This window comes from Candidatus Kuenenia sp. (genome assembly GCF_039794105.1).
In the GTDB taxonomy this organism is placed as follows: Bacteria; Planctomycetota; Brocadiia; order Brocadiales; family Brocadiaceae; genus Kuenenia.
Genome location: NZ_JBDIWA010000003.1, coordinates 127,909 through 140,307, shown reverse-complemented (window position 1 = coordinate 140,307; position 12,399 = coordinate 127,909). Strand labels below are relative to the sequence as shown.

Sequence of the window (12,399 nt, the reverse complement as noted above, 5' to 3'; positions counted from 1 at the left end):
AGGACTTTAGAAAATATAAACACTCAAGCGAACAGTAAATAATTATGCCTAAGATTAAATTTACAAAAAACGAACTTAAAGCCCAGCGTGACGCCTTACGTCGTTATAAACGTTATCTCCCTACACTGGAGCTGAAGAAAATGCAGCTTCAGATTGAAGTCAGGAAGATAGATCATCTTATAGATGACCGGAAAAAAGAGGAGAAACGTATATGGGATGACCTTGACGCATGGATACGTTTGTTTTCAGAAGATATTGATATCGGTTCTTATGTCAGGGTGAAGAAAGTGAAGCGCAGCATTGGCAATATTGCCGGGGTGAGTATCCCTGTATTTGACAAAGTGGAATACGAGCGCAACCCTGTAGATTTTTACGCCACTCCTCCATGGGTTGACGATGGGATTGATGTGCTGGAACGTTTTATAAAACTTCGTATAGAGATGAATATTTATGAACGGCAAAAGGAACTCCTGTCGGATGAACTTCGCGTGACCTCGCAGCGTGTGAACCTGTTTGAAAAGGTGAAAATCCCTGAATGTATTGAAAATATAAGAAAAATCAGAATTTATCTTGCGGACGAACAAACAGCGGCCGTTGTTAGGGCAAAAATGGCAAAACGCAAATTTCAGAATGTAAGGACGGGTGCATGATAACACCAATGAAGATGATCACCCTTTTATGCCTGAAAGATGACCAGGAAATGGCGCTGAATGCATTATATGAATTGGGTGTATTGCACGTCACCCACATGAAACAGCCTGTTTGCATTGAACTTGAAAAGAAAAAGGAATATTGCGAGAGGCTGCAGAGGGCGATCGGCATGATACCTTTGAATACAGAGTATCCTCCGTCTGGCGAAACGGCTCAAAGTACACTGGAAAAGGTGGAGAAACTTGTTCAACGCCGTAAAGAGCTGGAAGAGGTATGTGAAAAATTGAACTATGAAAAACAACAGGTGCAACCCTATGGAAATTTTGACCCTGCGCTTGTTGCTTCACTGGCAAAAGAGGGGATAAACATCCGTCTCTTTCGTTCCCCCGCTAACCAGCCGGTTATAGCGCCTGAGGGTGCATCCTTATTCACTATTAATAAAGATAAGAATTTTGTTTATTTTGTAATTGCCGGAGATGGTGACTTCCTGTGCGATTATGAAGAAGTTCAGATCACCGGGAAATCTCTGGCGGAAGTAGAGGCCGCTCTTCTTGATGCAGGAGAAGGGTTGAAATCAATTTCCCGGGAATTTGAGCGGTTGGGATGCGAACGGCATGTATTGAACGAAGCGCTCCTGATGACGAAAGAAAAGATACACCTTTTGGAAGTAAAGGCAGGGATGGGGAACGCTGAAGATATTGTCTATCTTCAGGGGTTTTGTCCCGCAGACAAGGTGGAGGAAATCCTGAAAGCCCCTGCGCTGCAAGGCTGTGGTTCCGTTATTGACGACCCGTCAGCGGAAGATGACGCGCCTACCCTTATACGGAATCCAAAGTGGGTGCAGCCTGTCAGGACAATATTCGACATGATTAATATCCTGCCAGGTTATATGGAAAAGGACATAAGCGGCGTCTTTCTGATTTTTTTCAGTGTATTTTCCGCTCTATTGATAGGCGACGCCGGATATGGCGCATTTTTTCTGATAATAACTATTGTAGCAAGAAGGATATTTTCAAAAGCGCCACCCGCCCCGTTTTTCCTGCTTGGTATTCTCAGCGTATGCACGATGATATGGGGGATTCTGACGGGAAATTACTTTGGTGCAAGCAATATACCCGCGCCATTAAAAATGTTTCGCGTGGAGTGGCTTAATAATGAAAAGAATATAATGCACCTCTGTTTTCTGATTGGATCAATCCACCTGACGGTTGCACATGCATGGAATGCTATGAGAATGATGAATAGTCCGAGGGCTATTGCCCAGATTGGATGGATAGGTATGACATGGATGATGTATATCACTGCACGCACCATGATCCTTGACGCAGCGTTTCCCGCATGGGGTTACTATTTGCTGTTTGCCTCATTAGGTTGTGTGGTGCTCTTTACCACTTCTCCAAAAAAAATAAAAAAAGAATGGCCAGACCTTATGATGTTTCCCCTTAATGTAATCAGTAACTTCGTTGATGTTGTTTCTTACATCCGTCTTTTTGCCGTTGGCAGCGCTTCGCTTGCCGTAGCAATGAGTTTTAACGAAATGGCATTGGAAAAAGGAATCAACAGTGTTTTTGCGGGATTCATTGCGGCATTGATTCTTTTCCTGGGACACGGGCTTAATGTTGCGCTTATGGCGCTGGGCATCCTGGTGCATGGCGTGCGGTTGAATACGTTAGAATTTTCCGGCCACGTGGGAGTGCAATGGAAAGGCATTCCATATACCCCGTTTTCAAGAAAACAAAGAAGATAAAATCATGGAGTTTTTATAAACAGACAAGAAAGGAGTGCGTATGGCAATGGATTCGAATACAGTTATTTCTATTGGTAAATTGGGTGCGGTGGCGGCGCTTGTAATGGCGGCAATGGGGTCATGCCTTGGGACGGGAGCGGCAGGGGCAGCGGCTATCGGTGGATGGAAAAAGTGCTATTCCCAGAACAAGTCTGCTCCGTTTATGCTGGTTGCATTTGTGGGGGCGCCGTTATCCCAGACTATTTACGGCATGATTTTGATGGGAAACATAATGAAGGCTGCTGTAGCAGGTGCGGCATTTCCCGCCTTGCTGGGTGCCGGGTTTCTGGGAGGTTTTGCAATGGGGCTTTCTGCATGGATGCAGGGGCGTGCGGGCGCAGGAGCGTCCGACGCGCTGGCAGAGACAGGACAGGGATTCGGCAACTATCTTATGGCCCTCGGGGTCATTGAGACAGTTGCCTTGTTTGTTCTGGTTTTTATAGGTAAAACGCTTGTTTAAGTAGTCAGAAGAGAAACTATGGAAAGAATCACAGTAAATCCAAAGATACTTGGTGGAAAGCCAATCATTAAAGGAACAAGGATTTTGGAACATCCCGGCGGGTTCAGGTTACAAACCTGAACCCGAGAAAAGCAGTAATTTCTTTGCATTCATTGGCAAATTTGAAAATTAATATTCAATATTCAATGTAAAAGGCAACAATTTGAGCATTGAATATTGAGAATTGAATATTGAACATTTTTCTTACTGCGTAACTTGTGTTGCACGGCTTTGAAAATTAATCACGGCGGGTTCAGGTTTGTAACCTGAACCTATGAGTTTATGCGTATAATGGGGCCATGTACTGCGGTAAAATTCCAATGCCCGAATCACAAAATCCCTGTGTGGAATCTGGAATTTATTTGTCATTTGTTCTGTTCATAGAAGGCTGGATTGAAAGTATAAAACGTTTGGTTCAGGTTACAAACCTGAACCCGCGCCGAGTCAAATATCACAAGTTAGGTCTTTGGCGACTTTTTCGTTGATGTAGAGCGAAGTGCCACTTCGCTCTACCGAAGCAATCGCTTCGTTCTACAACTTTGAAATTCCTGAACGTCAAGCAAGATGCTTGTGATACAATGTGGGAAAATTTACAAAAAATCGGGAATGCTCCCAATTCTGTTGTTATTCCAAAAGTTGTATGACTGAGTTTTTATCGGATACGGGTTTTTTACAGGAGTAATTCTCACACACATAGACGGTTACCCGGCCTTCTATGGGAGTTAGTTCTTTTGTATAGGGCGCTATTTCCTCAATAAATATTCCGTTCGTGGGGTGAAGAAGCAATACTTTATTTGGCAAGAAACGGCGTCCTATTTCCCTGAAAATATCTTTTGTATCATTCCCCTCACGTTCTCCCGCAACGATAATTTCTTTTGCGGGGCCTAAGGCAAAGTCAAGGGCGCACATAAATTGTGTATATCCTGAAGGATTCTGGATGATGGCGCCGGAAAATGCCTTTATAAGATTATCCGCTAACGCTTCATAAGAAGGGTTTCCGGTAATCCTTCCTAATCGCAATAAATTGAGCAATGCGATAGAATTTCCCGAGGGAGTAGCGCCATCATAAATATCTTTAGTTTGTGTGAAGAGTTTTTCATTTGCCTTGCCGTTTAAGAAAAACCCGCCTTCATTTTCGTCTAAAAAGTTTTTGATCATTTCTTCATTCATCTGCAAAGCCGCCTGAAGATATTTTTCCTGAAAAGTCGCTTCATAAAGATCGATTAACCCGTTCACGAAAAATGCGTAATCGTCAAGAAACCCCGCTATTGCGGCTTCTCCCTCGCAATAACGCCGTAGTAATATCTTGTTTTCTTGTAATAGCGTATTCAGTATAAAATCGGCGGCGCGCATTGCGGCGTTTGCGTATTTTGGTTCATCCATAGCCTGTGCGCCCCTGGATAAGGCGGAAATCATAAGGCCGTTCCATGAGGTGATAATCTTCGTGTCTTTCTGGGGCTTAATGCGTTTTTCCCGTATTGAAAGTAGTTTTTTGCGGCTATTGGCAAGCAGTTTTTCAAGGGCATCCGGCGGCATATTTTCCAGTTTAGCCGCAATATGCAATGGTTTGTCTGCGTGCAATATATTTTTGTCTTCAAAATTGCCAATGTCCGACACGTCATAAAAATCACAAAAGATGTTTCCCTCTTTTTCCCCGAGGGCTTCTTTAATTTCTTCCGGTTTCCATACGTAAAATTTCCCCTCAATGCCCTCGCTGTCGGCATCTTCTGCGGAATAAAAACCGCCTTCCGGCGACGTCATGTCGCGTAATACATAATCAAAAACATCTTTTGCTATTGCTGAATAAAGATCTTTTTTGGTCGCCTGATGGGTTTCGATATACGCAATGGCAAGCAATGCCTGGTCATACAGCATTTTTTCGAAATGAGGCGTTAACCAGTATTCATCGGTGGAATACCTGTGAAATCCGCCGCCTAAATGATCATGGATGCCGCCTCTTGCCATTAATTCAAGAGATTTCTCGACCATTTCCAGGGCGAATGCGTTGTTGCTGCGTTTCCACCATCTGAGGAGAAATGTGAAATTATGTGGTGTGGGGAATTTTGGTGATGTTCCGAAACCGCCGTACAGAGAATCAAAACGGTCACGCAATTGTTCATAGGCCGTTTTTAGTGTCCGGACGTCGGGTGTTTCTTCGCCTTTTGAAGATGTTTCGGTATCTATGAGCTTTGTTACCTGCAAGCTGGAGGCAATGATGCTTTCCTTGTTTGTATTCCATAAATTGGCAATTTGCGTCAGTAGAGCGATTAAACCCGGATTGCCGAAACGTTCGGTTTTTGGGAAATATGTGCCAGCGTAAAAAGGTTTCCCCTCAGGTGTAAGAAAGAGCGTGAGAGGCCAGCCGCCGCTGCCGGTCATCGCCTGGCAAACGGTCATATAAACGTTATCAATATCGGGGCGTTCTTCTCTATCCACCTTTATTGCAACGTAATATTCGTTTAATATTTTGGCAACCTCTTCATCCTCAAAAGATTCGGTCTCCATTACATGACACCAGTGGCAGGTAGAATAACCAATAGAAAGAAAAATTGCCTTACTTTCCGCTTTCGCCTTTTCAAAGGCTTCTTTGCCCCATGGATACCAATCCACAGGATTGTAAGCATGTTGTTGCAGGTAAGGGCTTTTCTCATTTATAAGATGGTTTGGTTTATTTGTTTTCATTTTCAGTAATTGGTAGTTGTCGAATACGAATACGGTTTTGTTTAAAAAAACGATACTTTCCTAAGCTGGCAAGCCAGAACCAAACAAGGAAGAAATAAAAAAAACGAAATTCGAAGCACGAAATCCGAAACAAATTCGAATAACAAAGCATAAAATACAAAACATACAATAGTATGAAACACGAAATGCGAGACACGAAAGATGCACTTGTTTAGCATTTCAAATCATTTTGTCATTAGAATTTGTTTCGGATTTCGTACTTCATATTTCGGATTTCACTATTAAATATTTTGCCAAAAAAAGCAAAGAAATTATTGTTAAGGTACTAATGACTCCTTAATATCCTCATGTTCCAGGTCGGGAAAAGCCTGTAATATTTCTTCTTCAGACATACCATCAGCAACCATACCAACAATTGTTGCAACAGGTATACGAAGCCCCCGAATACAAGGAATGCCACCCATCTGGTTTGGATTAATAATAATGCGGGTAAATTTCATTTATTAACCTCCCATAATAATTGTAGTAAAAATCTCGTCTGGTCTTTATTGTAAACATAAACTGTATAAATATACATTGTTTTCTCATTTTTGTTATTTGAAAAAATTACTTATTAAAATGGCAACAATATTGTTATACTTTTTCTCCACAACCCCTTTTGCGAAATGCTAAATACGAAACCCGAAACACGAAATCCGAAACAAATTCTAATGACAAAATGATTTGAAATGCCAAACAAGTGCATCTTTTTTCGTGCTTCATATTGTTGCCTGCCTGCCTGTGTGTGATTGCACGCAGACAATGATGTTTTTGGATTTGTTTTGAATTTTATGCTTTGTTATTCGAGTTTGTTTCGTATTTCGTACTTCGGGTTTTCGGATTTTTTATTTCTAGCTTGTTTGGTTCTGGCTATGCCAGCTTAGGGATAAGGTTACGGTAATAATGGATAGTGAATATCTTGTCGTTTTTGCGATTGAAAAACAGCGGTTTGCGGTAAGGCATACAGCGGTGGAGCGGATCATTCGTGCTGTTGAAATTACCCCGTTGCCTTCTGCCCCTGAGATTATTTCAGGGGTGATTAATGTGCAGGGAAAGATACTGCCGGTAATAAATATAAGAAAGAGATTACGCTTAACAGAAAAGAAAATTGATGTTGGCGATAAATTGATTATCCTGAATACTAAAAAACGTACCATAATGATAATTGCGGATACAATTGAGGGTGTTGTAAGGGGAGAAGACGTCATTCCCGCAAGAGATATTGCAAAGAATATTGACGCCATTCAGGGGATTTTGAAGGTGAATGATGATTTGACTTTTATTTTTGACATTGAGAAATTTTTGTCGATAGAAGAGGAAGAAGCTCTGGAAAGGGCAGTAGATTCAATAAAATGATACGAACCGGATCCTGGAATATTCAAACGAATAAGATGAAACAGAAAATACCAGAACAGTTATTAAGCCGGTTGAGCGAATTAATCTCTGAAAAACTGGGATTATGTTATGAAAAAGACCGTTGGCATCATTTAATGCACCAAATCAGGCTTGCCGCAACTGATATTGGGTATGACGATGTGGAATTGTATATCCAGAGATTGCTGTCAGTGCCGTTAACGAAAGAGGATATTTCAATCCTTGCAAATCATTTAACGATAGGAGAAACATATTTTTTCCGGCACAAAAAAATGTTTGAGGCGCTGGAAAACTATATTTTGCGTGACCTGATTGCCACCAGAAAGGGGAAAGAGCAAAGACTGAGGATCTGGGTTGCGGGCTGCGCGACCGGTGAAGAACCTTATTCTGTTGCAATTTTGATCGATACCTTGATTCAAAATACTAAAGATTGGGACATTACAATTCTTGCCACCGATATTAATCAGAATTTTCTTAAAAAAGCCGCTGAGGGATTTTATAGAAAATGGTCATTCCGCGACACTCCTGAGTGGGTGATGAAGAGATATTTTAAGCCGGCACAGAAGGATTACTATGCTATTTCACCTCATATAAAAGAAATGGTCGTTTTTTCCCTCTTGAACCTGAAGGAAGATGCTTATCCCTCGATCCTGAATAATACGAATGCGATGGACATTGTTTTTTGCCGGAATGTATTTATTTATTTCAATGATGCGTTCATAAGAGAAATAGTGCGTAAATTCTATCGTTCCCTCGTTGAAAACGGGTGGCTAGTGGTGAGTCCGGTTGAAGGTCTGCAATGCCGCGACCATAATTTTAGGCCGGTTAATTACCTGGGCGAAACTTTTTATAAGAAAGAGACTACGGCAAAACATGATAGCCCGGTGAAAATAAACGTCAAAGAAATAGTATCGCCACTGAAAAAGAGCGGCGATTGTGATGTTATATTTAACGAAACCCTGCGATTGCGCACTTTTCCCGGCAATGAAGTTGTCCCGGAAAGCCGGCAAGATACAGCTAACGACGAAGCAGACGGAGTACTAGAGGAAGTATTATATGAAAAGGCGTCAAAGTCATTTGAACAGGGTTTATATAATGAGGCGACGGATACCCTTTTGCAACTCCATTCAATTATGCAGGATAGTGGGCGGGATTCGGATTTAAAACGGGACGCCGTTCTGTATCTTCTTGCAAAATCTTACGCCAATCAGGGTAAGATAGAGGACGCCCTTGAATGGTGTAATAATGCAATAAAGATTGATAAAATGCAGCCTAATTATTATTATCTGCGTGCGACGATCCTTCATGAACAGAAAAACATTGACGGCGCGATTGCCTCATTAAGGCAAGTCTTATATCTTGATCCGAATTTTATACTGGCACATTATGCCCTGGGAAAATTTATGCAGGAGCAGCGAAAACTGAATGAATCATACAGGTTTTATGAGAATACTCTTTTGCTTCTGAAAAATCATACACCGGAAGAGGTATTGCCTGAATCCGACGGGATAACGGCAGGAAGATTGAAGGAAATAATTCAGACAATTAATGGTGAAATCAGCTTAAAATAAAAGGTTATGGGGTAAGGTTATGAAAATGCTTAATGAGGTAAAAATGAAATATAAACTTGCGCTATTATTGATATTGCCGGTATGCGTCATGCTATACTTTTCTATTATGGGCGCCCTGGAAAAACGCATGTTATCAAAGGAGATGGCAAAACTGGAATCCTTGTCAGAGCTTGCTGTTAATATGAGTAAACTGGTTCACGAAACACAAAAGGAGAGAGGCGCATCCGCGCTGTATATAGGAAGCAAAGGAAAAGAATTTGCCGGTGAGCTGAGAGATCAGCGGCAGGTTACCGATCAGAAAATACTTGAATTAAAAAATGTACTGAATGGAATAAACCTTAAGCAATATGGCGCAAAGATTGGTATTCCACTGGAGAGGGCGCTTTATTTTGCTGCAATGATAAAGGAGAAACGGGAGAGGATAGACGCCCTTGGAATTACCATTGAAGAGGAAATCGAATATTATACAAACCTTAATGCCGGATTTTTAGAGGTGATAGCCGCTCTATCAACGTTGAGCAGCAATCCGGAATTGTTTCAGCAAATATCCGCATACGTATATTTTTTGACAGTAAAAGAACTGGCAGGTCTGGAAAGGGCGTATCTAAGCAACACATTCGCTGCGGACAGGTTTGAGGATGGAATGTATGCTAAATTCAGGGATAATATAGTAGGACAGGAAATTTACTTAAAGATATTCAAAGGCTTGGCAACCGCGGAACAAAACGAATATTGTAATATGAGTTTAAACAATAAGTATGCTGATGAGGCGCTAAAAATGAGAAATATAGCGGTTGAAAGGTATAATGAGGGTGTGTTTGGGGTTAAGTCGTCAGAATGGTTTAAGATGCAGACGGAGAAGATAAACCTTTTGAAAGGGGTTGAAGATAAACTATCGGGGGACCTTGTTTTAAATGCCCAAAAAATACGGCATGCAGCAAAAGCGGCCCTTGTTTTCTTTATCATCCTGGCAATTGTTGCCGTGGTTGCTTCGATACTATTGGCATACATAATTTCCATCGGAATTACCCGTCCTTTGAGCATGGCAGTTTGTTATGCGGAACAAATCTCGCAAGGCGACACAACGATAAAAATAGAGGCAAGCGGCAGTGACGAAGTGGGACATCTTTTTGCTGCAATGAAAAATATAGTGAAAAACCTGCGCGAACAAACTATGGAAATTGCTGAAGGCGTTAATGTTCTTGCTTCATCTGCAAGTGAGATACTTGCGGCTACGACTCAGCTTGCTACGTCTTCGACGGAAACTGCTGCTGCTGTGACCGAGACCATGGCGACCATTGAAGAGTTCCGTCAAACCACACAGTTTTCTACCGAAAAAACAAAACAGGTTTCCCTTAGCGCCCAGGGCGCTGCAGAAATTTCCGAAGGCGGGGAAAAAGCGGTGAATGAAACAGTTGACGGCATGAATAGCATTAAAGAACAGATGTCGTTCATTGCGGAAAGTATTATAAAACTGAGCGAACAAAGCCACACCATCGGCGTTATTATTGCAACGGTTGACGATATTGCGGAACAGTCAAATCTGCTGGCGGTGAACGCTGCAATTGAGGCTGCAAAGGCGGGGGAACACGGGAAAGGCTTTGCCGTGGTTGCGCAGGAGGTCAGGAATCTTGCAGAAGAATCCAGGCAGGCGACCATGCAGATCAGAAAAATATTAAATGATATCCAGAAAGCTACAAACGAGGCAGCACTGAAAACAGAGCAGGGCAGCAAGGTTGTTGATAATGGCGTAAAACTCACCAGTGAAGCGGGAAAATCTATTCATAAACTACGCAATAGTATTTTGGCGGCGTCGCAGGCGGTGGCGCAGATCGCCGCATCGGGCAGCGAACAAATGTCCGGCGTAACACAGGTAGTAACCGCAATGGAAAATATAAAAACAGCGACTTCACAAAACGTGGATAGTTCTAAACAACTCGAAGAGGAAGCGCACAACCTGAATAATTTGGGACTAAGACTGAAAAAACTGATCCAGAAATACAAGACCTGAACTGGCATAGCCATAACCGAATAAGCATGAAATACAAAAGAGGAACCACAGATTTCACGGATTTCACAGATTAACAGATTGCACAGATTAAAGGGGAAAAATACAAGTGGGGGGCGGATGCATAACAAAGTCCCCTCTTTGGGGGGATTTAGGGGGGTGCGTAGCATTAATGAATGATCGAGAGACAATTCTTAAAGAAAGGGCGAAAATACTCGCGCGGGAGCCGGAAGCCAGGCATAGGGAAATACACTATGTATCCATAGTTGAATTTTTTATTGATCAGGACAGATATGGCATCCCGGCAGACTGTGTTCGTGAGGTGTATTTGCTGAAAGAAATTACAACAATTCCAGGAGTTCCTGAATATGTTATGGGAATTATTAATGTCCGTGGACAGATATTTTCTGTTATTGACATAAAGGCATTATTTAACATTCCAAAGGGAAAGGGTATCTCCAATTTAGACAAAGTAATAATTATTCATAATGAAACTATGGAGTTTGGCATTGTTGTCGATTCAATCGCGGGAATAACCTCCATTCCTTCTCACAAGATAACACCAGCGCCCCTGACGATGACAGAATTTGTCCGAAAATACATAAAAGGAATTACGAGTGACCATTTAATTCTATTGGATGCGGAACAGTTGTTGACAGACAATTCAATAGTCGTAAATGACGAAGTATAGCAACCATGAGGTAATGATTATTATGTCAAATGAATATATCCCTGTAGCCTTAAACACAATACAGCCTAATACCTGCGCCGGATGCAATCTTTACATAAAAACTCACGCAGACGAAGGTATCCGTTATGTACTTTATTGCAACAGTGAGAGCGCCCTTTATGAGCATAAGATAAAAGAACTTCAGTATAATCATATAAGTTATCTTTTTATAAAACAATGTGATGAACAGTTATATTTGAGGCATAGGGAATCCCATTTAAAACTGATAATTCACGATCCTTCTCTTGACACGAAAACTAAATCTGAAATGGTTTATAATGTGGCGAAATCCATTATGCTTGACATATTTAACGACCCGCGTGCCGGAGATAATGTTGCAAGGTCAAAAAACTGGGTATCAAGCACGGTAGAATATGTGCTGAACAACAAAGAGGCTACTTCAACCATGTTAAACATGGTATCGTATGATTATTATACCTATACGCATTGCGTTGACGTCTCTGTACTTGGTCTTCTATTTGCAAAATATTTAAGGCTTAATGAGAAAGAAATGAATGATTTTGGCACAGGATTGTTGCTTCATGATATAGGAAAGACACAGATTAACCTTGATATACTGAACAAAAATGGAAAACTGAGCGAGGTTGAGTACATCGAGATAAAGAAACATGTGGAATTTGGACATGAAATATTAAAAGGTTTGGGTGGCCTTCGGGAAGAGTCGTTCTCTCCTGTTTTGCAGCATCATGAAAAGCTTAATGGACAGGGTTATCCAATGGGTTTGATGGGTAGTGAGATTCATGATTATGGAAAAATTGCAATGATAATAGATGTTTATGATGCGTTAACAACCAAAAGGCCGTATTCGGATGCGAGAAAACCATTCCCTGCGTTACAAATGATGAAAGAGCATATGAAGGGACATTTTGATGATGTGTATTTCAGGAACTTTGTCGCTTTCCTTGGAAGCAGGGGCGGGTAGTGTCATGCGCCCCTTGTGGACAAGCTGGAAGCAAGCAAGCAGGCATGAAATTAAAAATACGAAATTCGAAGTACGAAATACGAAACAAATCCGAATGACAAAGCATAAAATTCAAA

General features: G+C 41.6%; 11 protein-coding genes. 9 read left to right on the top strand and 2 right to left on the bottom strand.

Going from position 1 to position 12,399, the window contains the following annotated elements:
- Nucleotides 1-44 precede the first annotated feature (44 nt).
- The 4 genes from ABJL82_RS03425 to ABJL82_RS03410 are packed head-to-tail and all read left to right on the top strand — an operon-like array spanning nt 45 to nt 3,017.
- Complete coding sequence (locus ABJL82_RS03425; RefSeq protein WP_347273315.1) at nt 45-650, top strand: V-type ATP synthase subunit D; 606 nt, start codon at nt 45-47, stop codon at nt 648-650.
- Nucleotides 647-2,398: a hypothetical protein gene (locus ABJL82_RS03420; RefSeq protein ID WP_347273314.1), complete on the top strand. Its 1,752-nt coding sequence runs from the start codon at nt 647-649 to the stop codon at nt 2,396-2,398. The genes ABJL82_RS03425 and ABJL82_RS03420 overlap by 4 nt, the downstream gene beginning before the upstream one ends.
- Before the next feature lie 46 nt (nt 2,399-2,444).
- Nucleotides 2,445-2,897, top strand: a complete 453-nt coding sequence (locus ABJL82_RS03415) for a V-type ATP synthase subunit K (RefSeq protein WP_347273313.1) — start codon at nt 2,445-2,447, stop codon at nt 2,895-2,897.
- A gap of 18 nt (nt 2,898-2,915) precedes the next feature.
- Nucleotides 2,916-3,017 (top strand): DUF433 domain-containing protein, encoded by a 102-nt coding sequence (locus ABJL82_RS03410; protein WP_347273311.1) that lies wholly within the window; start codon nt 2,916-2,918, stop codon nt 3,015-3,017.
- 543 nt (nt 3,018-3,560) lie between these two features.
- On the opposite strand, the gene ABJL82_RS03405 is transcribed toward ABJL82_RS03410, so the two are convergent.
- Both ABJL82_RS03405 and ABJL82_RS03400 read right to left on the bottom strand, forming a co-directional pair.
- On the bottom strand, nt 3,561-5,618 hold the full coding sequence (locus tag ABJL82_RS03405) for a thioredoxin domain-containing protein (protein WP_347273310.1): 2,058 nt from the start codon (nt 5,616-5,618) through the stop codon (nt 3,561-3,563).
- Between the two features lie 317 nt (nt 5,619-5,935).
- Nucleotides 5,936-6,118, bottom strand: coding sequence for a DUF433 domain-containing protein (locus ABJL82_RS03400; RefSeq protein ID WP_347273309.1), 183 nt, complete (start codon nt 6,116-6,118; stop codon nt 5,936-5,938).
- Nucleotides 6,119-6,560: 442 nt separating this feature from the next.
- Between ABJL82_RS03400 and ABJL82_RS03395 the strand changes: the two genes are divergently transcribed.
- The 5 genes from ABJL82_RS03395 (at nt 6,561) to ABJL82_RS03375 (ending at nt 12,283) form a co-directional block, all read left to right on the top strand.
- Entirely contained in the window at nt 6,561-7,013 is a 453-nt protein-coding gene (locus tag ABJL82_RS03395) for a chemotaxis protein CheW (RefSeq protein WP_347273308.1), read from the top strand.
- Nucleotides 7,010-8,602 (top strand): CheR family methyltransferase, encoded by a 1,593-nt coding sequence (locus ABJL82_RS03390; protein ID WP_347273307.1) that lies wholly within the window; start codon nt 7,010-7,012, stop codon nt 8,600-8,602. The genes ABJL82_RS03395 and ABJL82_RS03390 overlap by 4 nt, the downstream gene beginning before the upstream one ends.
- Before the next feature lie 19 nt (nt 8,603-8,621).
- Nucleotides 8,622-10,613: a methyl-accepting chemotaxis protein gene (locus ABJL82_RS03385; protein ID WP_347273306.1), complete on the top strand. Its 1,992-nt coding sequence runs from the start codon at nt 8,622-8,624 to the stop codon at nt 10,611-10,613.
- A gap of 169 nt (nt 10,614-10,782) precedes the next feature.
- Nucleotides 10,783-11,301, top strand: coding sequence for a chemotaxis protein CheW (locus ABJL82_RS03380; protein WP_347273305.1), 519 nt, complete (start codon nt 10,783-10,785; stop codon nt 11,299-11,301).
- Nucleotides 11,302-11,323: 22 nt separating this feature from the next.
- On the top strand, nt 11,324-12,283 hold the full coding sequence (locus tag ABJL82_RS03375) for an HD domain-containing phosphohydrolase (protein ID WP_347273304.1): 960 nt from the start codon (nt 11,324-11,326) through the stop codon (nt 12,281-12,283).
- Nucleotides 12,284-12,399 lie beyond the last annotated feature (116 nt).

What these genes read in the sequence shown, in the direction of transcription:
- ABJL82_RS03425 (WP_347273315.1), top strand. Translation starts at nt 45, where the DNA reads ATGCCTAAGATTAAATTTACAAAAAACGAACTTAAAGCCCAGCGTGAC.
- ABJL82_RS03420 (WP_347273314.1), top strand. Translation starts at nt 647, where the DNA reads ATGATAACACCAATGAAGATGATCACCCTTTTATGCCTGAAAGATGAC.
- ABJL82_RS03415 (WP_347273313.1), top strand. Translation starts at nt 2,445, where the DNA reads ATGGATTCGAATACAGTTATTTCTATTGGTAAATTGGGTGCGGTGGCG.
- ABJL82_RS03410 (WP_347273311.1), top strand. Translation starts at nt 2,916, where the DNA reads ATGGAAAGAATCACAGTAAATCCAAAGATACTTGGTGGAAAGCCAATC.
- ABJL82_RS03405 (WP_347273310.1), bottom strand. Translation starts at nt 5,618, where the DNA reads ATGAAAACAAATAAACCAAACCATCTTATAAATGAGAAAAGCCCTTAC.
- ABJL82_RS03400 (WP_347273309.1), bottom strand. Translation starts at nt 6,118, where the DNA reads ATGAAATTTACCCGCATTATTATTAATCCAAACCAGATGGGTGGCATT.
- ABJL82_RS03395 (WP_347273308.1), top strand. Translation starts at nt 6,561, where the DNA reads ATGGATAGTGAATATCTTGTCGTTTTTGCGATTGAAAAACAGCGGTTT.
- ABJL82_RS03390 (WP_347273307.1), top strand. Translation starts at nt 7,010, where the DNA reads ATGATACGAACCGGATCCTGGAATATTCAAACGAATAAGATGAAACAG.
- ABJL82_RS03385 (WP_347273306.1), top strand. Translation starts at nt 8,622, where the DNA reads ATGAAAATGCTTAATGAGGTAAAAATGAAATATAAACTTGCGCTATTA.
- ABJL82_RS03380 (WP_347273305.1), top strand. Translation starts at nt 10,783, where the DNA reads ATGAATGATCGAGAGACAATTCTTAAAGAAAGGGCGAAAATACTCGCG.
- ABJL82_RS03375 (WP_347273304.1), top strand. Translation starts at nt 11,324, where the DNA reads ATGTCAAATGAATATATCCCTGTAGCCTTAAACACAATACAGCCTAAT.